Source organism: Sphingobacterium sp. IITKGP-BTPF85 (genome assembly GCF_001006065.1).
Lineage (GTDB): Bacteria > Bacteroidota > Bacteroidia > Sphingobacteriales > Sphingobacteriaceae > Sphingobacterium > Sphingobacterium anhuiense.
Window position 1 is genome coordinate 41246 of sequence record NZ_ASZT02000011.1, and the last position, 23018, is coordinate 64263.

The 23018-nt window shown below is 36.3% G+C and carries 18 protein-coding genes and 2 pseudogenes; 10 read left to right on the forward strand and 10 right to left on the reverse strand.

Features of this window, described 5'->3' with window-relative positions; genetic code table 11:
- Positions 1-14: 14 nt before the first annotated feature.
- The 3 genes from L950_RS03860 to L950_RS03870 all read left to right on the forward strand — a co-directional run bounded on the left by L950_RS03860 (position 15) and on the right by L950_RS03870 (position 3346).
- Positions 15-1178 carry a 2-isopropylmalate synthase gene (locus L950_RS03860; protein ID WP_021191844.1) on the forward strand — a complete coding sequence of 388 codons (1164 nt, stop codon included), beginning with the start codon at positions 15-17 and terminating at the stop codon, positions 1176-1178.
- Between the two features lie 144 nt (positions 1179-1322).
- Positions 1323-2576, forward strand: coding sequence for a threonine ammonia-lyase IlvA (gene ilvA / locus L950_RS03865; RefSeq protein WP_021191845.1), 1254 nt, complete (start codon positions 1323-1325; stop codon positions 2574-2576).
- A 251-nt stretch (positions 2577-2827) separates the two neighbouring features.
- Positions 2828-3346: a DUF2911 domain-containing protein gene (locus tag L950_RS03870; protein WP_021191846.1), complete on the forward strand. Its 519-nt coding sequence runs from the start codon at positions 2828-2830 to the stop codon at positions 3344-3346.
- A gap of 107 nt (positions 3347-3453) precedes the next feature.
- Here the strand turns inward: L950_RS03870 and L950_RS03875 are convergent, their stop codons facing one another.
- Both L950_RS03875 and L950_RS31845 read right to left on the reverse strand, forming a co-directional pair.
- Complete coding sequence (locus L950_RS03875) at positions 3454-5529, reverse strand: alpha/beta hydrolase family protein (RefSeq protein WP_231576840.1); 2076 nt, start codon at positions 5527-5529, stop codon at positions 3454-3456.
- A 28-nt stretch (positions 5530-5557) separates the two neighbouring features.
- On the reverse strand, positions 5558-5857 hold the full coding sequence (locus tag L950_RS31845; protein WP_231576841.1) for a hypothetical protein: 300 nt from the start codon (positions 5855-5857) through the stop codon (positions 5558-5560).
- 364 nt (positions 5858-6221) lie between these two features.
- Between L950_RS31845 and L950_RS03880 the strand changes: the two genes are divergently transcribed.
- The 7 genes and pseudogenes from L950_RS03880 to L950_RS31855 all read left to right on the forward strand — a co-directional run bounded on the left by L950_RS03880 (position 6222) and on the right by L950_RS31855 (position 12577).
- Positions 6222-6455 (forward strand): thioredoxin family protein, encoded by a 234-nt coding sequence (locus L950_RS03880; protein ID WP_021191847.1) that lies wholly within the window; start codon positions 6222-6224, stop codon positions 6453-6455.
- Positions 6456-6531: 76 nt separating this feature from the next.
- Positions 6532-6891, forward strand: a complete 360-nt coding sequence (gene nrdI / locus L950_RS03885) for a class Ib ribonucleoside-diphosphate reductase assembly flavoprotein NrdI (protein ID WP_021191848.1) — start codon at positions 6532-6534, stop codon at positions 6889-6891.
- Between the two features lie 96 nt (positions 6892-6987).
- Positions 6988-8954, forward strand: a pseudogene (gene nrdE, locus L950_RS03890) (class 1b ribonucleoside-diphosphate reductase subunit alpha).
- A gap of 98 nt (positions 8955-9052) precedes the next feature.
- A complete protein-coding gene (gene nrdF / locus L950_RS03895) occupies positions 9053-10039 on the forward strand; it encodes a class 1b ribonucleoside-diphosphate reductase subunit beta (protein ID WP_021191849.1) in 987 nt (328 codons plus the stop codon).
- A 140-nt stretch (positions 10040-10179) separates the two neighbouring features.
- Positions 10180-10896: a carboxypeptidase-like regulatory domain-containing protein gene (locus L950_RS03900; protein WP_021191850.1), complete on the forward strand. Its 717-nt coding sequence runs from the start codon at positions 10180-10182 to the stop codon at positions 10894-10896.
- A gap of 104 nt (positions 10897-11000) precedes the next feature.
- Positions 11001-11372: a hypothetical protein gene (locus tag L950_RS31850; RefSeq protein WP_231576842.1), complete on the forward strand. Its 372-nt coding sequence runs from the start codon at positions 11001-11003 to the stop codon at positions 11370-11372.
- 62 nt (positions 11373-11434) lie between these two features.
- Positions 11435-12577 carry a M60 family metallopeptidase gene (locus L950_RS31855; protein ID WP_231576843.1) on the forward strand — a complete coding sequence of 381 codons (1143 nt, stop codon included), beginning with the start codon at positions 11435-11437 and terminating at the stop codon, positions 12575-12577.
- A gap of 270 nt (positions 12578-12847) precedes the next feature.
- Here L950_RS31855 and L950_RS03910 read toward each other — a convergent pair whose 3' ends face one another.
- The 8 genes and pseudogenes from L950_RS03910 to L950_RS03940 form a co-directional block, all read right to left on the reverse strand.
- Entirely contained in the window at positions 12848-14023 is a 1176-nt protein-coding gene (locus L950_RS03910) for a glycoside hydrolase family 76 protein (RefSeq protein WP_031289344.1), read from the reverse strand.
- Between the two features lie 51 nt (positions 14024-14074).
- Positions 14075-15571: a RagB/SusD family nutrient uptake outer membrane protein gene (locus L950_RS03915; RefSeq protein ID WP_021191852.1), complete on the reverse strand. Its 1497-nt coding sequence runs from the start codon at positions 15569-15571 to the stop codon at positions 14075-14077.
- Positions 15572-15653: 82 nt separating this feature from the next.
- Positions 15654-16835 (reverse strand): TonB-dependent receptor domain-containing protein, encoded by a 1182-nt coding sequence (locus L950_RS29395; RefSeq protein ID WP_231576844.1) that lies wholly within the window; start codon positions 16833-16835, stop codon positions 15654-15656.
- Positions 16836-16861: 26 nt separating this feature from the next.
- On the reverse strand, positions 16862-18802 hold the full coding sequence (locus L950_RS29400; protein ID WP_052764292.1) for a SusC/RagA family TonB-linked outer membrane protein: 1941 nt from the start codon (positions 18800-18802) through the stop codon (positions 16862-16864).
- Between the two features lie 483 nt (positions 18803-19285).
- Positions 19286-20999, reverse strand: a pseudogene (locus L950_RS03925) (GMC oxidoreductase).
- The gene (locus L950_RS03930; RefSeq protein WP_021191853.1) at positions 21000-21500 is read right to left on the reverse strand and encodes a gluconate 2-dehydrogenase subunit 3 family protein; all 501 of its coding nucleotides are present in this window, start codon (positions 21498-21500) and stop codon (positions 21000-21002) included. It lies immediately after the preceding pseudogene.
- Between the two features lie 91 nt (positions 21501-21591).
- Positions 21592-22242, reverse strand: coding sequence for an HAD family hydrolase (locus tag L950_RS03935; RefSeq protein WP_021191854.1), 651 nt, complete (start codon positions 22240-22242; stop codon positions 21592-21594).
- Between the two features lie 32 nt (positions 22243-22274).
- On the reverse strand, positions 22275-22913 hold the full coding sequence (locus L950_RS03940; protein WP_021191855.1) for a DUF6266 family protein: 639 nt from the start codon (positions 22911-22913) through the stop codon (positions 22275-22277).
- Positions 22914-23018: the final 105 nt, after the last annotated feature.

Here is a 23018-nt window from a genome sequence, read left to right on the forward strand (position 1 = left end):
ATAAACATAAAGCTATGTTACACGATCCAAATCATCTATACATCTTCGATACCACTCTTCGCGATGGCGAACAGGTACCAGGATGTCAATTAACTACTCCTGAAAAAATCGACATTGCAAAAGATTTGGAGAAACTGGGTGTCGATGTTATTGAGGCTGGTTTCCCAGTTTCTAGTCCCGGAGATTTTCAATCGGTTGTTGAATTATCCAAGGCCGTAAATGATGTTATTATCTGTGCTTTGACACGTGCCAATGAAAATGATATTAAAGTTGCTGCAGAAGCCTTAAAATATGCAAAAAGACCACGTATACATACGGGTATCGGAGCTTCTGATATGCATATCAAGTATAAATTCAACTCCACACGCGAAGAAATATTAGATCGCGCTGTTGCGGCAGTAAAATATGCAAAATCACATGTTGAAGATGTAGAGTTTTACGCAGAAGATGCCGGCCGCGCTGATTTAGTTTACTTAGCGCAAATGGTCGAAGCAGTTATTGCCGCAGGTGCTACTGTTGTCAACATTCCAGATACGAACGGTTACTGTTTACCTGATCAATATGGCGCTAAAATAAAGTTTTTGAAAGAAAATGTTAAAAACATTGATCAAGCGATTATTTCTGCACATTGCCATAATGATTTAGGATTAGCAACAGCCAATTCCATTGCTGCAATCCAAAATGGTGCGCGTCAGGTAGAATGTACCATCAATGGTATCGGCGAACGTGCTGGAAATACCTCTTTGGAAGAAGTGGCTATGATTCTAAAAGTTCATAATCAGTCTTTCGGTAACCTAACTTCAAATATTGACAGCAAGATGTTCACTTACCTTTCACGTAAAGTAAGTGAAATGATGAATATGCCAGTACAACCTAATAAAGCAATTGTTGGGCGTAATGCCTTCGCGCACAGCTCCGGTATTCATCAAGATGGTTTCTTAAAACACCGTGAGACTTATGAAATTATTCGCCCCGAAGATGTGGGATTAGAAGAAGCAGGTATTATCTTAACCGCTCGTTCCGGTCGTCATGCTTTAAAGCATCACTTAGAACGTCTCGGTTACACCTTAGAAAAAGAAGCCCTTGCAGAAACATATGAGCGCTTCCTAATTCTAGCAGATGCCAAAAAAGATATTTGCGACGATGATCTCAGAAGTTTATTCGCAGAAAGCGTTTAATAACACAAAAACTTATTAAAACGTCATTTTGACAAAGAATAAATTTGCAAGTAAAAAGTCAAAAAACTTATTTACTTTTATTCTAAGTCGAAATGACGTTTTATTTGAATAAAAAAAACAATCACCTAATCATAATAGAACAAAATGAGTTTAGATTTTTCTAATTTACAAATCGACTCAGAAAGCACTTACCATCGTATCAAGGACGTCGTCAATCGCACAGCTTTGCAATACAACACTTATCTTTCTGAGAAATATGGCGCAGATGTCTATCTGAAACGAGAAGACCTGCAAATCGTTAGATCATACAAATTAAGAGGAGCATATAATAAAATAATTTCGCTGAGCCAAGAAGAGCAAAAGCGTGGTGTGGTGTGTGCAAGTGCAGGCAATCATGCACAGGGAGTTGCCTTCTCTTGTAAAAAGCTCGATATTAAAGGTGTTATTTTTATGCCCGGCCCAACACCAAAACAAAAAATAACACAAACAGAAATGTGGGGCAATGGCAATATCGAAATTATATTGACCGGAGATACTTTTGATGACTGTCAGAAAGCGGCTCGCATTTATACTGAAGAAAATAACATGACCTTCATTCCTCCTTTTGATGATCCAAAGGTTATTGAAGGACAGGGAACAGTAGCCGTAGAAATCTTACAAGACTTACCAGATGTTAATGCTGTTTTTATTCCAATCGGTGGCGGTGGACTTTCTGCAGGAACGAGTTACTATTTAAAAAACAAAAATCCCAATATCAAATGCTATGGTGTAGAGCCACAAGGAGCAGCTTCTATGCAGGCGGCATTTACAGCGGGAAAACCTGTCGAACTCGAGAAGATCAATAAATTTGTCGATGGTGCTGCTGTTCAAAAAGTTGGAGACCTTACATTCGAGATCAGCCGCGAATATTTGGATGATATCCGATCGATCCCAGAAGGAAAAATCTGTACCTGCATATTAGAGCTATATAATAAAGATGCAATCGTCGTTGAACCTGCCGGAGCGCTTTCGGTAGCGGCATTAGAGTTTCATAAAGATGAAATAAAAGGAAAAAAAGTTGTCTGTATTATTTCAGGAGGCAATAATGATATCAACCGTATGAGTGAAATCCAAGAATTATCACTCTTATATGAAGGATATAAACATTACTTTATTGTACGTTTCCCAAATCGCCCAGGAGCTTTAAAACTATTCGTATCCGAGGTATTAAGTCCCAAAGATGATATTACCCGTTTCGAATTTATCAAAAAAACCGAACGCGAGCGTGGTCCAGCCTTGATTGGTATCGAACTAAACAACCCGGCAGATTACCAATCGTTGTTACAAAGAATGACGGAAAACAAATTTGAATATATCGAATTAAATAAAGATCAAACCTTATTTGAATACCTCGTTTAAGTGCTTAATGAGAAAAAATAAAAGGGGAATATGCAAAACACATATTCCCCTTTTTGTATTAAAATTCATTTATAGCCTTCTCCAAGTACAACTATTCCTCATTTACACCAAAACTTTACCAGACGATCTACCTATGTATCAACAAAACCAAAATTGTGGCATCGATATCTCTAAATACAAGAAATTACTTTAAAAAGCTTACTATCAATTTTTTACTTTAAATTTTTATGTATATTTAATTAAAAAATATTATGAAAACAACAGCTATCTTATTTATGTTAACGATCATTTGTACCACTGTATTTGGACAAACTGATAAAACCAAGAGACCTAGCCCACCTGATAGTGTTAAAGTCACTACTAGTGATGGTGTAACCATTGATGTAAACTACAGCCGTCCATCTTTAAAGGGTAGACAAATTGGTGTTGATATTGTCAAAGTTGGAGAAATATGGCGTACGGGTGCAAATGAAGCAACAACAGTAGCATTTGATAAAGACGTCCTTATTGAAGGTAAAAAATTAACAAAAGGAAAATATAGCTTATATACTATTCCCGGTGAACAAGAAACAATTGTTATTTTCAATAAAACATGGAATCAATGGGGAACAAAATATGATCAAGCACAAGATGCATTACGTGTAAATGTTAGAAATTCAACAAGCACTACACCACAGGAACAATTTAAAATTGATGTGGATAAGTCTGGTAAAATTGCATTAATATGGGGCGATCACTTACTACCAGTACAAGTCAAAGCTGCACGCTAATTAAGAATTTCAAAAGAGGTCAAACTGTAAAATAACATTTGACATGCGTTAAAAACGCATAAGTATTAAAAAAGCCAGATAATTTTTATCTGGCTTTTTACTAAGGGTTATTTGTTTTTTAAATATTTTTCTAAAAACTTATCCTGTTCCCACAATAGGTGGAAAATATTCTCCTTTGCAACATAACCATGTGCCTCACGCGGTAAAATAACCATACGAACAGGAGCTCCAAGATTTTTCAATGCTTGGAAATAACGCTCCGTCTGTAATGTAAAGGTACCCGGATTATTATCTGCCCCCCCATGTACAAGTAATAAAGGAGTTTTCATCTTATCAGCACTTACAAATGGAGACATGGTCATATACAGTTGTGGGTCATCCCAAAAGTTACGTTGTTCACTTTGAAATCCAAAAGGAGTTAACGTACGATTATAAGCACCAGATCTTGCTATTCCGGCAGCAAATAAATTTGAATTAGATAAAAGATGTGCGGTCATAAAAGCACCGTAAGAATGTCCTCCAACAGCCACTTTCTTTCTATCAATATAGCCTAAACTATCGACCGCATCGATTGCCGCTGCACCATTCGCAACAAGCTGTTCAATAAAAGTATCATTTGGTTCCTGAGTACCCTCGCCAACAATTGGGAATGCGGCATTATCCAATACGACATACCCCTTAGACACCCAATAAATAAATGATCCATAACTCGGATAGGTAAATTCTTTCGGGTTTGCCGTACTTTGCCCAGCAGTATTTTTATCTTTATATTCTCTTGGATAAGCCCAGATCAACAAAGGAAGTTTTTCTTTATTCTTAAAATCGTAATCTGCAGGCAGGTATAAAGTACCTGAAAGATCAACACCATCTTTACGTTTATAATTCAAGATCTCCTTGTGTACTTTTTCTAAATTCGTAAATGGATTTTTCAACTGTGTCAATGCCTTTTGTTTTCCTGTTTTAATATTCTTTGTAAAATAATTGGGAAATACCGAAGCAGATTGCAGAGAAACCATCATGTCTCCCGTTTTCGGATCAATAAGTTGAACAATACGTTCCTGAAGTTCTGATTTTTTAGCTGTGTAAAGTCTTTTTTTCTTTAAACTCTTTAGATCCAGTTCATCCATAAAAGGAAATTCTCCCTCCTTGGTAAATCCCTTCCCTATTAAAAACACTTTATCATTTTGAATAGACATCGGATACGTTCCAAAGTTATTACGCGCCCTAAACACATCTCCTGGATCATTGTAGATATCTTGGCTATTGCGGTCATTAATCAATTTTGACGCTCCAGAACTTGGGTTAATCAAAAATGTTTTCACATTACGGGTATCATACCATTGCGAACTGACCATTGCATATTGATCATTTCCCCAGATGACACCAGCAAAGCGATCTTTGGTTTTGGTGATCAATTTAGGTGATGAGGTAAAAGGAAAGTCCAATGTATATAAAGCATCACGAAATTCAACATTCTTCCCGGGATCACCGCCGTCCAAAGCCTCAACATAGGCTAAAGTTGCTGGTTTATCATCTCTCCAATGCAAATTCCGACGACCTGTACGTGTAGCAGAAAAACCCTTAGGCATAACTTCTATCAAAGGAACATCATTTACCTTGGTAATTAATTTGCCTGTCAGATCGTAAATAGCTGTTTCCTGGGGAAATCTAGAATAAGGTACAATATAAGAATAAGGCTTTTTAATGGTATTCACTAAAATATATTCGCCATTTGGAGAAAAAGAGGTCCCGGCAAAAATTGCTTTATCACTAAACTTTTGAACTGCACCTTCTAGATCTACAATTTGTAATTCAGACTGAACCAACGTTTCAAAATTAGTCTCATCCTGTGGATTTTTCAGCAAATCCTGATATGTTCGCAATTGCGACACCTGTCCATCACTTGTCGAAACAACTGGCCCGGTCGGCAAATCTTTTGTTTGGTCAATTAATTTTATTCTATTTACTGGTAGTGTTGAAATCAACAAACGTTCAGAATTACGGAACCATTTATAAGGTACATCTAATAACGTATTCAACACATATGATGTCAATTGTTTAACCTGCAATGATTTTAAATCTAATATAAATAAAGCCGTACCGGTAGTATTTGTATTGGTAAAAGCTAATTTCGTATTATCTGGTGAAAACGTTAAATTTGCCAATGAAGGATTAGCAGGCATGCCTGTAAAATCTGTAATCTCCTTATCATCAGCAATTCTTTAAAGAAAATTTACTAAAGAAGGTTTCTGCACTTTCAACATTTGTTGCCGGATTGATACGAAGACCGGCCAGCTTCATCTCTTCCTGCCCCAATTCTGCCAAAGACTTATAAGTAGGTCGATATAAAAATAAGATCCAATTATGATCATTAGACATTCGTATCTGTGGAGGGCGTATAAAATCAGCTAAGGCTAAAATTTCAGAAGAAGGTTTTTGGAAAGTGACATTCTCTTGAGCGGAGGCTTCCAGAGATAATAAAAATAGTAAACCGCAAAGTAATTTTTTCATATATATATTTTAATATAATAAGCTGTCAAAATATAGTAAATAATTAGATTAAACGAAGAAAGTGTAGTCACTTTATGACATAAATATTAGACTAAAAAAAGATTCTTAAAATACAGATATTTTCTATCTTCTAAAGTTATCAACATTAAATTAATATTGATAACCAAGCGAATACAAATATTCCGCATGCGCAAAGCCCTATATCGATCATTTTTCCACCAATGTGGAAAAGTCAAATTACAGCTTCAAATTAAATTTATGATATTTGTTAGAGTTGGGAAATTAGGCTTCTCAAACTTGTTAAAATCATTCAACTCAACTCGCCTTCTTTTAGGAAGCGCGATTTTTAAATTTAAGTATAATCATGGCAAGAATCATCAAATTCGAGAAAAACGATTGTGCACCTTGTGCGCAAGTATCTGCATATCTAGATCAAAAAGGTATCAAATATGAGTCTATCAACCCATTTGACCAACCAGATTTAGCTGCAAAATTTAAAGTTCGCACAGTTCCGACCGTAATCGTTTTGGAAAATGACGAAATTCAACACCGTATCATTGGATTTAAGCCTGAAGAATTAGGAGCGATCGCATTATAATAATAATCTGGTATCAAATTTTTATAATCCATGATACATATTTATTACGATAGCAAAACTGGAAATGTGCAACGTTATGGACAAGCTTACCCAAATCACAGGCTGGCATGCTCATAAAATAACCACAGATCTTATTGCTGAAGAATCGGGGCATCTCGTAACGTTCACAACTAATTTCGGACAAATGCCCGAAACGACCCGCATATTTATGACAGCAAACGCGTCTAAAATATATTCGGTCACTTCGAGCGGGAACCGCAACTGGGGACAGAACTTTGGACTTGCCGCTGATAAAATTTCAGCTGACTTTGACATCCCATTGGCTTTCAAATTTGAATTGTCTGGTACAATGGAGGATATTAACCAATTTATTGACATCATAAAGAACAACTGCGATGGTAGCAAACGAGGTAGCAAAAAACTGGATATTGCTTAACAACGAAATCATGATTAAACATGATGACGAGTTTAGCTTACATAAAGATAAAGAGGCCGTACGTGCCTATTTTTAGAGTATGTAAATAAGAACACGGTGTTCTTTTATACTTTAAAAGAAAAAATCGATTACTTAATTGAGCAAAATTACTATATCAATTTCTACGAATGGTTTACATACGAAGAAATGGAAACAGTCTATAATTTTGTTTTCGCAAAAAAATTCCGCTTTGCCTCTTTTATGGCTGCGTTTAAATTTTTCCAGAGCTATGCGTTAAGAGACGATTCTGGAGAAAAGTTCTTAGAACGTTATGAAGACCGTGTCGTAGCAGTAGCTTTATTTTTAGCGCGTCACGAAGGTGTAGAAAAAGCAATTGCTTATGCCGAATTATTCATCAATCAAGAATATCAACCAGCAACACCAACATTCTTAAATGCAGGTAAAAAACGTTCTGGAGAATTGGTTTCTTGTTTCTTAGATGAAATTGGTGACAATTTAAATGGTATCGGCTATGCGGTTGATTCAGCAATGAAATTATCTTCCATCGGAGGCGGAGTTTCATTCAATATATCGAAAATTCGTGCTCGTGGCGAAGCCATCAAAGGAGTTGAAGGTCGCGCAGGAGGTGTTCTTCCAATCATGAAAATCATGGAAGATACTTTCTCATATGCCAACCAACTGGGTCAGCGTCCTGGTGCTGGAGCTGTATACTTAAACATTTTTCATGCCGACATTGAAGAGTTCTTAGACTGTAAAAAATCAATGTGGATGAGAAAGTACGTATCAAATCCCTTTCTATAGGTATCATTATTCCTGATAAATTCATGGAGTTGGCTGAAAAAGATGAAGCCTGTTACTTAATATATCCACATACTGTGATGCTGGAATACGGCATTCCATTGGATGAAATGGATATGGACAAAATGTACGAAGAGTTGATTACCAATCCGAATATCAAGAAGAAGAAAATCAACGCCCGTCACATGTTAGTAAAGGTTGCACAGACACAAAAAGAGTCCGGCTATCCTTATATCTTCTACAAAGAAAACACCAACCGTGCTCATGCATTGAATGGCATTGGTAAAGTAAAATTCTCAAACTTATGTACTGAGATCATGCAGGTGTCTGAAGTTTCAGAAATAAATATCTACGGAGAAGAAGATCAAATCAAATATGGTATCTCATGTAACTTAGGTTCCTTGAATATTGCTACCGTAATGGATAATAAGCGTGTTAAAGAATCTGTTAAATTAGCAATGCGTGCTTTAACAATGGTATCTGATGTTACAGATATCAAAATGGTTCCTTCTATCGCCAAAGCAAATAAAGAATTACATTCAGTAGGACTTGGAGCTATGAATCTACATGGTTATTTAGCGAAAAGCTTTATTATGTACGAATCGGAGGAAGCATTAGACTTTGCCAATGCATTCTTTATGATGATGAACTTCTACTCTTTGGAAGCATCGATGGAAATCGCACGTGACCGTCAAAGAACATTTGTAGGATTTGAAAAGTCAGCTTATGCAGATGGATCATATTTCAACACATATACAGAACGTGATTATTTGCCAAAAACAGATAAGGTTAAAGAATTATTTGAAGGAGTACATATTCCAACAATTGAAGATTGGGAAAAATTGAAAGCAGAAGTTCAAGAGCACGGTATTTATCACGCTTATCGTTTGGCTATTGCACCAAACCAATCTACATCTTATATCATGAACGCAACCGCTTCTGTTATGCCGATTGTGGATATCATCGAAGTTCGCGAATATGGAGACAGTACAACCTATTACCCAATGCCTTATTTGACAAATGATAATTACTTCTACTTCAAATCGGCATATGACATGGATCAATTCAAGGTACTTAAATTAGTATCTGTAATCCAACGTCACATTGATCAAGGAGTAAGTACTATTTTACATACAAATTCTAAGGATAATACACGTGATCTATCTAGATACTACATTTATGCACATAAATTAGGATTAAAATCATTGTATTATACGCGTACACGTAAGTCATCTATTGAAGATTGTGTTTCTTGTTCAGCATAAACTTCATTTAAAATAAAACCCATAAGCAATTCAAAAGTTATTAAAACTTTTGAATTGCGCTATTAACATATACATTCAATAATTCTCGCTGTAAAATAATGAGTAAACAATATACTGCTGTAAACTGGAATACGCCAGATAATGATTATGCCTTGATGTTTTGGGAGCAAAATATTAGACAATTCTGGATTGATACCGAATATATCCCTTCAAAAGATATTGATAGTTGGAAAGGATTAAGCTGGGAAATGAAAGAATGCTACAAAAAAGCATTGGGCGGATTGACTTTGTTAGATACTTTACAGAGCCATACAGGAATGCCAAAAATCATCGAACATACAGAATCGTTACAAAATAAGGCTGTATTATCGTATATGTGTATGATGGAGGCGATCCACGCAAAATCATATTCGACTATTTTTACAACGGTATCTACTACAAACGAAATCAATGATATTTTTGGTTGGGTTGAACAAAATAAATTTTTGCAATTCAAAGCATCCACCATTGACTCTTATTACCATGTATTAGACAAAAAGAATCCAACAAATGAAGAATTATTTATGACACTGGCAGCTTCAGTGCTTCTTGAGTCATTTCTATTTTATTCAGGTTTCTTCTTACCATTGTGGTTATGTGGTCAAGGACAAATGGTTGCTTCAGCAGATATCATCAAAAAAATTATTGCGGATGAGTCTATCCACGGTGTTTTCGTTGGATTAATGGCACAAGAAGTCTTCAAAAAACTAAAAAATCAAGAAGAAGTGAAACAAAAATTCATCAATTTATTGAACGAATTGTTCGATAACGAGATGAAATATACAGAAGAAATCTATACCGAAGTTGGTTTAACAGCAGAGGTAAAAGAATATGTTCGTTACAACGGTAATAAGGCATTAATGAATCTTGGATTTGATCCGATCTTTGAAGTGAAGCAGGTGAACCCAATTGTTTTAAATGGCCTAAATACAGAAACAACGCAACATGACTTCTTCTCGAAGAAATCAACAAACTACGAAAAATCAATGGAAATCGTACACCTGAAAGATGACGATTTTAAAATGGATGCTACGGTCAACGTATAACTATCTAAATTCCATTATAGCGATTCCCTTTACAGATTATGTAAAGGGAATTTTTATTTTAAACTAATTGAATCCGTCGTAGTCATACAGGTAGATAACCTAAAGTAATCATACAGGTAGATAACCTAAACCTGACGATTATGACCACATTGCAAAAACAGCCTTCAGGCACACTTGTATTTCTAAGCTTTTTAATTATATACTTATGTTGCACCCATCTGTGCCAAGCCCAATTAAAAAAAATTATTCTGCTTGATGCCACAACATCAAACCCCATACCCAAAGCAAGTATATTTTTAGAAGAGGAAAATAATGGAACCGTTTCGGATGAAAATGGAATTGCACGTCTAGGAAATACACAAAGTAAAAATATACGAATATCGCATCTCAATTATAACATGCTCACTATAAAAACCAGCGATCTTACTCACGAGATAACAACTTTAAAATTAATCCCAAGGCCCGCCAATCAACTGGAAGAAGTCATTGTTTCAGCAGGATTTGATAAACTTTTAGTCGGTAAATGGAAACTTCTTGAAATCACTAACATTCGGATTCTATCCGATGGGACAGAACACAGTACCAAGAGAAAAACTTCTTTTGGCAATATAAAAGAATATAACGCAGATCGATCCTTCATAATTACCAGTTCAAATGGATCCAAACAATTATCAGGTAGATTTACAGCATTAAATAATCAGATATATGAAGACATCGATTATTCATATGATAAATCACTGCAAGGGATAACCAATATCTTATTTTATTCCAAAACAGAAGAAGACCACCAGATAAGAGTGAAATATCAACTTCCAAACTCCGTGTGGGTAACCGAAGAAATATGGAAAAAATTATAAATAGTAAAACCTATATTACACAATCGTTTGTCTTAAATGAAGGTTATAAATAAAGCTATCTTTTGGATTATATTTGAAATTACCTTCAAACCAATTCAATAACGATGAATAAACTATTTACTTTTTTATTGATAACTGTAATAACTGTACAGTCTTACGCTCAGCAACAGTATAGCCAAGTATTTGCAAAAGACGATTACAGTCAATTAAAAAAGAATGCCAGAGATCAGGACATTGAAAATATCAATAATTTGATATTAAAGCAGACTGCTAGACAATTAAAAGAGGGATCTTACCCCATTCAAAAACGTTTACGCGCTTATACAAATTATCAATCTCCCAATAGCCTAAGCAAGCGACTTAAAACAAGCCCTTACTCCCAATATGAAAATCCTACTGGTATTTCTTCACAGCAGGAGATGAAGCTATTGTATGGGTTGGAAAGACCAATGGAAGCCCTATTGCGCTACGCGTAACAAACTGGGATGATAAAAACTTCAAACAAAAAGACTACAATCTAAAAGAAGGCTATAATGCTTTGAAAATTGAAAATAAAGGAAATGCTTACATTCAATATTTCACAGAAGACAAAGTATCTTCAAAAAAGATCAACATTCACATACTAGGTGGAAAAGTGAATGATGTATTTGAACGAGGTAAGCATACCAATAAAGATTGGGATCGTATGCTAGCAAATGCTTCTGGACCCATCTTAGATATTGTAGGAAAACAAGTACAACTTGCATATTCGGTCAAATCATTACAAGAAAATGCACCCCATCAAGGCGTAGAACTGATCCAACTTTATGATTCAATTATTGGTATCCAGCACCAAATCATGGGGTTGACACAAACAAAAAGAATTCCGAAGAACAGAATGTTTGGCCGTGTTATCTGGCAAGGATTTATGCATGCAGATGGTATCGGCGCCGCATTTCACGATAATACCATGAAAGATGTCGCAAATGTGGCTAATCTTAGGAAAAATTCTTGGGGAGTAGCGCATGAGTTTGGTCATGTCAACCAAGTAAGGCCTAATATGAAATGGGTAGGTACAACAGAGGTAACCAATAACATCTATTCCGTATGGACACAATATACGTATAACAGCCATAGTCCCAAATTAGAACGAGAACGCTTAAAAGACTATGATGAACCTAAAATTGGAGGCCGTATCACTGCTTATATGGAATCTGCATTTGTACACCGTCAACCCTGGTTAACACAAGCAGGCCCAGACAGGTGGGATCGCCAACGTCCACGTGATTGGGGCGGAGATCACTTCGTAAAACTAGTTCCACTTTGGCAATTACAGCTGTACTTCAATGTCGCAGGAAAAGGAAATTCATGGGAGAACAAAAACTTTTATGGTGATATCTTCACGAAAGCAATTAATGCTCCAGCAACAGCAACTAAACAAGACGCATACTACCAGCTCGAGTTTATCAAAAACGCATGTGATGCATCAAAATTAGATCTCACAGATTTCTTTGAACAGTCTGGAATGCTTATCCCTATTGACCTTTGGGTAGATGATTATACCTGCGCACAGATGACCATCACAGCAGCTGATATTGCAGCCGTAAAACAGTATGCATCTAAGTATAAGAAACCTTACACACCGGTATTACATTATATTACTGCAAACAGCACTTCAATTTATAAAAATAGACTGCCTTAAACGGGATCGAAGGTTCTGGTTTCGAGAAAAGAGAAGATAAAATCATTGTTCAAAACAGCGCTTGGAAAAATGCTGTAGCATTTGAAACCTATGCAGGTGATAAACTTGTAAAAATTGCATTTGTAGGAGCTGGGTCTAATGACGTCTCCAGCACAACCGTTCATACTCCAAAAGGTACAACACAGGTCAAGGCTGTGGGATGGGATGGAAAAAGAATCAATGTATTATAATTTAATAAAAATAGGCTGATATAATCAGCCTATTTTTTTATTAGTATCCAAGTTTTGCCAGTCGCGCATACATCTCTACAAATGCACACTGATCTAGCAACCCTTTCGTTTCCTTCCTATCTTTAAGTGTCCAGTCCGTATAGAACAAACCTTTTTCATCCCGCATATAGTTCCAGGCATATTGCAGATTATTAGCAAAAACTGCCAAATACTTAGGATTATGATCTTGTTCAAATAGACTGATAAATCCCCGCATCATCACAGCATGAAACCATAGATTGCTGTTTTTTAACAATTTAAATTCTTGTCCTGTGACATCTTGAAAAAAATAAGAATAACAGGCTTCTCCGAGCTTTTGAGCATCCATCAAATATTGCTTCTCCTGAGTCAACCGGTACAATAAAGCCGCTGCTTGCAACATCTGACCCGAATTATAAGAGTATTTTGCTTTATCTATATGTCCATTTAAACTCATATTATCCCAAAAAAGGCCATCATTAGGATCTTCTAATTTTTCTTTGGTCCAATAGTAAAGTCTCCTGCCCTCTTCCAAATAATGGTTATCGTTCGTTGCTTCATACATCTTAAGCGCAAATACACTCGCAGGAGCATTAGAACATGCATTTTTAGATTCTTTTTTTTGTTCACACCAGTAGATACCACCACCAAGTAGGTCGTCTTCACCGCTCATCACAAACGCCCACACTTCCTTCGCTTTAGTAAGATACGCTTGTTTTTTCGTCAACAAATAACTATCCGTAAAATCAATACCTAGCCAGATATTATCATCATAAAAGCGATCGGAAACAGGAGCGTTATTTAAGTATGATGCATATCCCACAGGAAGACGTTTTTGATCACGATACCCCGCAAGGCCGACCAATACTTTTTGATCGAGTATATTCTGATATTCCCTTTTTTTCTTCGGCAACTCCATCAAAGCATTAACAGCTGAAAAACTACCCGAAAAAGGCCATAGATAAGCATATTTCTTTTGCTGCGATGCTTGTTCGGTATTATTCAAATAATCGGCTTTAAAACCCTCATCAAAAGGAAACCTTTCCAATAGAAGCTGGTTTTCAACATTTCCAAATAAATGATAAATCTGTTTCATAGTCTGCGCGGCTGCAACATCAAAGTGTACTTTTTCCTGTGCCTGTAAACCATTCGCCAAAAGTGTAATACTAAAAAGTAGGTAAAAACTAAATATTCTCATAATTAGATCCTTAAAAAAGGCTGTCCAATTTGATTGGACAGCCTCATTATGCTATTTATAACCTTCGTTTTGCGTTAGTTTATTATTTCTTTGAATTTCATCCGGTGATATAGGCCACAAAAGATCAGACTCTTTAAATACTGCACCTGATGCATTTTTAGCACCAATAAGGGGTACAAAATCTATTTTACCAGCATCAGTAGTTGAGATAACAGGAAACATCTTCGTCCTTACAATATCATCCCACATCTTGAACTCTAATGGAAATTCTCTCAAGCGTTCAATCCAACATTCTTTCACAAAAAGATCAACAGATAAACCTTGTAAATCAGAAGTAAATTGAGCAACAGTTTTACCTTCTGTATTTGCACGAGCTTTAACCTGCGCTAAGTAGCCCGCTGCTTCAGCAGTCACACTACCACTTTTAGCAATTGCTTCAGCGGCAATCAACAAAGCTTCAGGGTAGCGATAAAAGTTCCAATCTTTTGTTGCTTTACCAGTAGTTAATAACGCTTGTTCATCAAAATAATACCAAATACCTGCATCAGTAGATTCCCAAACTTTACCATTAATTGGATTTGTATATTTCCAGTGAAAAAATTGATTGGGTTGAATACGAAGATCTTTTGTATCATACACATTCAAAAATTGTTTTGTTGGTCCAAAAACACGTTCAAAGATCGAATATTTATCAAATACCGATACAGCAGAAGAATTAAAAGCATAAGTTGGCCACCAGCTACCACTACTGATATTAGCATCATATTCTTGTGCGTAAATCACTTCATCCAAATCATCTGTAGTACGTAAGCGATTATAAGCACTACTCATGCCTAGATCAGTATTTACAGTCATGCTATGGCCTGAATTAACAACAATTTTAGCTGCTGTAGCAGCATCTGCAAATTTTCCTTGCTGTAAATATACATTCGCCAAAGTCATTGCTGCAACATACTTAGTGATTCTATGACCATTTTGAGCAAATTTAGCTGCAGGTAATGCCTCAACTGCTTCTTTAAGATCAGCTTCAATTAGTTCATATACCTTTGCAGCAGGTGTTCGATCTAAATATAGATTATCATTCAAAGTTTCAATAGGAGTCGTAGATAAAGGTATTGCTCCAAATGTTTTCACTAAATAGAAATAATTATAAGCTCTAAAAAACTTAGTTTCTCCAATTAGACGATTTTTAGCGGCTTCGGCCATATTGATATTAGGAATATATTTTAAACCCGCATTAGCAATATTAATAGCTGTATAACTTTCATCCCAAATGGTATTCATAGTACCTGAAATCAAGTTTGTATTATTTTGACGCGTCAATTCCCTCGAAAATAAACAAATTCGTTCTTGTCCTTCATAGCTATTGGTAAAATATCCAGTTAGCATCGTACTCACTGAGGCCGTAGGACCAATGTAAGCACTACTTGCATAAGATGTCCGCAGTTGAGCGCCGCGACGATAAAGAGAATTTACTGTACCTTCAGCTTGTCCAGCATTTTGATAATAATATTCTAACGATAAATTTGATTTTGGATCTTCTTCCAAATTTATTACAGGAAGTTGTCAGTGTCACTCCGGCCAATAACAACATTACTAATTTATTTTTCATTTTGATAAGTTCTACGATTTAAAAAGTTACATTCACACCTAAAGAGAAAGTCTTCGCTCTTGGATAAGCAAAAAATGTCATGTTTTGACCAAAATTCCCGGTCCCTTGAGAAGTACTTTCTGGGTCATATCCTTTGAAATCACTGGATGTGAATAAGAATGGATTATTAGCATTTGCATATATCCTTAAATTAGACATCCCTACACGTTTCAATACATCCGGATTAAAGGTATATCCCAGTTGAATTAGATTAACTCTGATATACGATCCATCCGCTACCCACGAATCGTCGACATTCGTATCCTGACCAGCATGTCCCCCATTGGTTAAGTAAATCGCTTGCTGCATGGTATTAGGATTTGTACCATTGTAAGCATCCGTCAAAATTTCTTTTAAGCCATTCGTGATTCCAAAACGATCATAAGTAGAGTGGTAAAATTGTTGCATTACTTCTACACCTTTCACAAACTGAAGATCTAACGTAAAATCAAAGTTTTTATACTTTAAATTATTGATAAAGCTACCTGTCCAATCTGGTATTCCCTTTCCAATAATTTCTTTCTCAGTTGTACGTTTAGCTCTACCAACTTGGCTTAATGTAGCATTACCAGCATCCACATCTTCTTGTGTATAAACACCCAATCTACGGTAACCATAAAAACTATTTAAATTTTCTCCAACACGAATTACACTATTAGCACCACCGACCCAATTATTCATTAAAATATCGGCATTATTTTCACCTAATTTTAACACCTTATTTTTATTATAATTCATATTTACAGATGATTTCCAGCTAAAATTATCATTATCAACTAGAGTTCCGGTGATCATCATATCTAAACCTTGATTTTGTACAGATCCAATATTTTTCATCACTGTACTAAAACCTGTAGCTGTTGGCACGGGAGCAGCCAATAATAAATCAGTTGTTTTCTTATGATAGAAGGATACATCAAAATTTAAACGATTTTGAAATAATCCCAACTCTACTCCAACGTCATACTGCGCTGTTCTTTCCCATTTTAAATCAGGATTGGCAATTGCCCTAACATAAGAAGAAGGAGCTCTATTTCCGTTCAATAAAACTGTTCCAGCCTCAACAATAGCTAAAGATCCGTAAGGATCTATCTCGGAATTACCTGTTAAACCATAACTTGTATGAAATTTCAAGTTACTAATAGACTCGTTGCCTTTCAAGAAATCTTCATTGGATACGTTCCAGGCTAAACCAGCTGATGGGAAAAAGCATATTTATTATTTTTTCCAAATTTAGATGATCCATCATAACGGCTTGTAATAGTCGCAGAATAACGATTATCGTAAGAATAGGAGGCTCTTAAAAAATAAGAGTTCATCGCCCATTTATTTGAATTTGATCCCGGAGGAGCCGGTAAAATTCCGATCCCCATATTATTTGACTCATAAAAATCATCAAAGAAACCTTCCGTTCTTGAGTTATCAAAATCATAGGTACGTTCTTGCCATGACAATCCAGCCATCGCATTAATACGATGCTTATCAAACTGCTTATTATAAGTCAAATACGTTTCCTCTTGCCAATATAAGGTATTGGTATGATCTCTCTCAGCCCAACCATTTGGTCTGGAAATATTATTTAATGTTATAGATGAGTAACCTTTATATCTCTTTTGATGATTATCAATACCAAATTGTGTTTTCAAATCTAGTCCATCGGCTAGGTGAAATGTCAAAGCAGCATTACCGAAAATCTGTGTATTATAGCGCTCCCGCTTTTGCAATTCTAAAATAGAAACGGGATTAGCCATACCTTCAAAACCCAAAACATCAGAAATTTTAGAAGAAGCAGAATTCGTGTATACACCAAGCTTATCTCGTACAGGATACCATGGCAACATTTCAATCATGGTACGGCGAGCATCTTGACCACCACCATCTTCAGGCGTATATTGTCCCCAAGTATGATTCACACTTAAATTAACGGCAGTGGACAACCAAGAAGTCGGTTTAGAATCATACGCTAACTTTCCGTTCAAACGTTTACTATAGGTACTATTGACGATACCTTGTTGATCAGTATAATTTAGAAAAGCTCCTACTGAAGATTTATCATCCCCCTGTTGCAAATTCAACTGATGATTTTGCGATATAGCTGTACGTGTTGCTTCTTTTTGCCAATCGGTATCATATAATGGTTTACCTGTAGCGTCAAAGTAATCCGGATCATTAAACCATTTTGAACGATCCAAATCCCAGGTTTTTCCTTGATATTTATTTTCATTTTCTAAACCTATCATAAATGCATCTGTCCATTCCTGCGCATTTAAAAGATCCATATAACGCTGTGGAGTACTTATTCCTACCGATCCCTGGTAACTGATCGTACGTCGGCCATCTTTATTACCGCGCTTAGTACTTACTAGGATTACCCCATTGGCACCACGGGCACCATAAATTGCGGCAGAAGACGCATCCTTCAATACTTCAATACTTTCAATATCATTGGGATTCAATAATTGAAAATCTTCCATCACCACACCATCTACTACGTATAGTGGATTTGATGAAGAATTAATCGTAGCCATACCACGTATGATCACTTTATTACCGTAGGCACCAGGTTGACTGGAATTGGAGAAAATATTTACTCCCGATGCTTTCCCTCTTAAATTGTCCAATGGACTAAAGTTCTGATCTTTAATCATATCAGCACCTTTCACCATTGCAATAGATCCTGTCACATCCGATTTACGCATAGTACCATAACCGACTACCACGACTTCATCCAGCACATCTGCGGCAGATTCCAATCGAATGGTTAAACCTGAGGTACTACTTACTCTTGTCTCCGCGGTCTTAAATCCAACTGAAGATATGACCAGCATATCCCCTACTTTCGCATTAATACTAAAGCTACCGGTCTCAGAAGTCTGGGTACCTACAGAAGTTCCTTTAACAGAAACCGTTACACCCGAAACTGGGTTTCCGCTACTGTCCACAATTTTACCACTAACCTGTCCTTGCTTAGCAACAAGTTCTTTTGCTTTTGATACATGCGCATACCCCGACAAAGTAGCGGACGAGGCATTTACCTGTTGCATAGATCCAGCAATAACAGCTAAAGAAAAAAACAATTTAGAATTTTTCTTCAACTGCAAAAATGTTCTTGCGTCAAATTTGTTCATAATTTTTAAAGTGATTTTAGATTTATTTATTTGTTTCAACCGTTTAAAAGAAGAAACATGTTTGCTTATTGGTTTTTAATTATACAACGTATATAGCCAGTACATCTAAAATTTCAAGCATAGGTATCCTTAGCTTGATAATAGTTTAATCGTTTTAGCTATTTAGAGTAAAAATTATTGTACTAGAATTCCCTTTCAAAGACACTCAGACAAAATTATTACTTCAGTTTGTTAATTATAATGGATAAAAGGGTATTCAGTTTTTCATTTTAGTTTCGAACATAAATTGGTCATCATATCATAATTTGTTTAATCGTTTTAGCAAATAAATTGTAAATATCATTCCTTAAGCCGTATCATAAACCGGATGTGAAGATATTTGGTTTGGTTTATCTTAATTTGTGATAATTAAGATTGGTTTAAATTAGTGCTTTAATTTTAAAGATTAAGTTTTTTTTCAAAAAACTTAATCTTTAAAATTTTTTATATATTTCCTTTTTTCATCTCATTTACAGCATAATCCACTGCACGGGCCGAAAAAGCCATATATGTCAGAGAAGGATTTTGTGTAGAAGTGGAAGTCATCGCTGCACCGTCTGTAACAAATACATTGGGTACCGAATGAACTTGATTCCATTTATTCAGCATTGATGTTTTAGGATCCAATCCCATTCGTGCTCCACCCATCTCATGAATATCAAGACCTGGAGCCTGGTTACCGTCATCACGTCGGATATTTGTAAACCCAGCAGTCTGGAACATATCCTCCATTGTATCGAGATAATCCTTCTTCATCTTTGCATCATTATCATCGTAATCGACAGCAATATGGAGTAGAGGAATTCCCCAATCATCCATTTTCTTTGTATCCAAGGTTACCTGTCCAGACTCTTTTGGTATAGTTTCGCCCATCATGTGAGAGCCAACCTGCCAATTTCCAAGCTTTGGATTCAATAAGTTATTTTTTAACGATTCACCTGCTCCGCTTCGGTCACTGTCTTTACCCCGATATGCCCCAAAACCTGCGGCATATCCGCGGAGATAATCTGTTTCCTGCTTATGCAAGTTTCTAAACCGTGGAATATAACCACCGCCCGCAGGATTTCGTCCTTCCGTTGTATAGTCCTGCAATCCTTCATACTCCGCATAAATCCGGGCACTATAATTATGGAAAGCAACATATTTGCCCAATACACCGGAGTCATTACCCAATCCATTCGGGAAACGATTTGATTTAGAATTCAATAAAATCAAATTTGTATTAATTGCCGCCGCATTAACAAAAATAACGCGCGCATAAAAATCGATTTCTTCCTTCGTATTGGTGTCTATAACACGAACGCCAACAGCTTTCCCTTTTTGCTCATCATATAAAATCGAATGTACCACTGAAAAAGGACGCAAGGTCATATTACCCGTTTTTGCTGCCCATGGCAATGTCACCGCATTGGAGCTGAAGTAGCCTCCAAAAGGACAGCCACGCTGACATAATGTACGGTTTTGGCATTGCACACGTCCCTGATCAAAATGAATCTGATTAGGCTTCGAAAGATGTGCACAACGTGCCGAAATTACCTTCCGTTCAGGATATTTGGCTGCAATAGATTGTTTGAAATATTTTTCAACCATATTAAGTGGATAGCCCGGTAAAAATTCGCCATCAGGCAATTCCGGCAAACCATCCTTATCCCCTGCAATCCCAGCAAATTTTTCAACGTAATCGTACCATGGCTTTAAATCGGCATATCGAATCGGCCAATCAACAGCAAAACCATCGCGGGCTGGGCCTTCAAATCAAGTCCGACCAACGCTGTGTCTGTCTTGCCCATAACAACGATTTGCCACCTACCTGGTAACCACGAATCCAATCAAAAGGTTTGTCTTGCACATAAGGATGCTCTTTATCTTTTACAAAAAATGAAGCAGCATCTTCATGAAAAGCATAACATTTACTAACGATCGGATTCTCCTGTTTGATCGCATAAGGCATCTCATTACGATGTTCAAATTCCCAGGGATTCATATTGGTTGTCGGATAATCTTTGATATGCTTGACATCACGGCCACGCTCCAATACCAAAGTTTTTAATCCCTTTTCACACAATTCTTTCGCAGACCAACCACCGCTAATCCCCGATCCAATCACAATTGCATCGTAGGTTCTATCTTTTTGACTGTCTATATTAATATTTGCCATTTACGCTTTCAATTTTACCGCAGCTTGATAAGGCCCAGGAATCAATTTGTATATCAACTTGTTTTTCATCACGTATTCAGAATTTAAATATCCTTGAATAGCCCGATTTTTGAATATCTTAAAAAAAGCAACTTCATCTCCCTCCTTTTGACCTTCCAAAGTTGTTATCGAGGTTAAAAGATCCTCTGAAGTCTGCGATTCGGAATTGTCCTTTAATGCCTGCATGCCCTTTACAAATACCTGTTGGTTTTCTGGACTTTCACAATCATCAACCATTTTCATTACAAACAGATGTAAGTTCAGCTCTAATCCACCAGGAGAGTCTGTCTTAGGGATCAGTATTTCAGCTAATTTTGCTAAGAAATCTTCATCTGTTGGAGATAACTTAATATTTTGGAGCACAATAGATGCCCCTCCTTGTTCACGAAGGCAAGATGGCAATAGAGCAATTCCTCCCGCAATAATAAACAATTGCTTAACAAGGGTTCTTCGATTCATCATAATAAGGTGTTCTTACTGCTGTAATATTAAAGATAATATTAAAAATAACAAAGCTAAAACGATTAATTTTTTGTAACAAAAATGCAAAAAACTACCTCAGGATAGCATTAACCTCTTTTAAGTCTGAAAAAAGATAGGTTGCAAAATCCAGACGATCACGCTCAGCTTTTTGTTTGGTGACAGCAATGCACTTCAATCCGGCATCGATTGCCGCTCTCGCGCCTGTTGCAGTATCTTCTATAGCAACGACCTCTTCCCTATTAAAGCCCGATAACTGTAATGCTTTTTCATAACAAGATGGATTAGGCTTTGGATTAACAACATCTTCACGTGTTACAAACCAGGAAAAATGCTCATGTAAATCATAATGTGTCAACATGCGATCTACAGTTGGCCTAAAATTAGAAGTCACTAATCCGATCTGAATATCCTGTTCAACCAAAAAATGAATCAATTCTCTTGCATGGGGCATTAGGGGTATACTCAGCATATCTTGTTGTGCATAATTTTCCCTGGTGGTTCTCCACATAAATTCTTCTTTTACCTCTACGTCCCAGAGCTCTTTCATCGTCAATAGATTACGCGCTAAAGTATGTCCTGCAAAATGTTGAATCCAAGTCTCAAAATCTAAATCAATTGAAAAATGATACTTAAGAATTGGCTTCCATGCTTCAAAATAAAAACGTTCAGAATCCACCAATGTCCCATCAAAATCAAAAAATACGGCTTTTAAATCTTTCATGCTTTAAAAATAGTCAAACCAAAGAGCAATTCCTACTCAACTATACCGCAATACACCGAATCGGAATTTAAATCAAGGTACGAATCCCATATTCCAAAATATACGTGAATGGGAGTTTTCTCGTCAAAAGATCCAATTAATGGTACTGTACAAGAGCCTTGATTAACCTCAGCGACACCGATGTCAAGTTGCATAAATTCTTTTGTGTTAAATAATGCGAAGCTCATTTTGTACATTTTATCCTTATAATCGGTATTAACGATCCATTTCATATGCAACATTTTGCCATGCCTTTCAACAGAACAACCTGTCGGAGGAGAAAGCGGACCTCTAAATACAAAAACTTTTTCAACATTAACATAATATTGGCAATCAGCATCCAGCTCCATCGTGTCCTTTAAGATATGTTGTTGCGCTGTCTGAAATGGTCCGACTATACTTCCCTTTGGAGCTAGATGACGATAGCCATACTGCATTAAAGCTTTTACAGATACAATAAAATTATTCGCAACCTTCATCTTCTGCTGATTCATTAACATAGCTTCGGTTGGAGGCTTTCTATTTTTATTTCGAGCACCTCTTATAATATTTTGACCATTGAGCTTATAGCCATATACTGAACCTACTTTACCTTTAAAAGGTCCATTAGGACCGTTCTCTTGAATTGCCATTGGTTTAAATAGTTATTTGGTTTTCAAATCCTCTTACACTCCTCAATACCAAATATATACAAAATTATACATTAATTTAGGTATAAAACATTGTTTAGTCAGTTT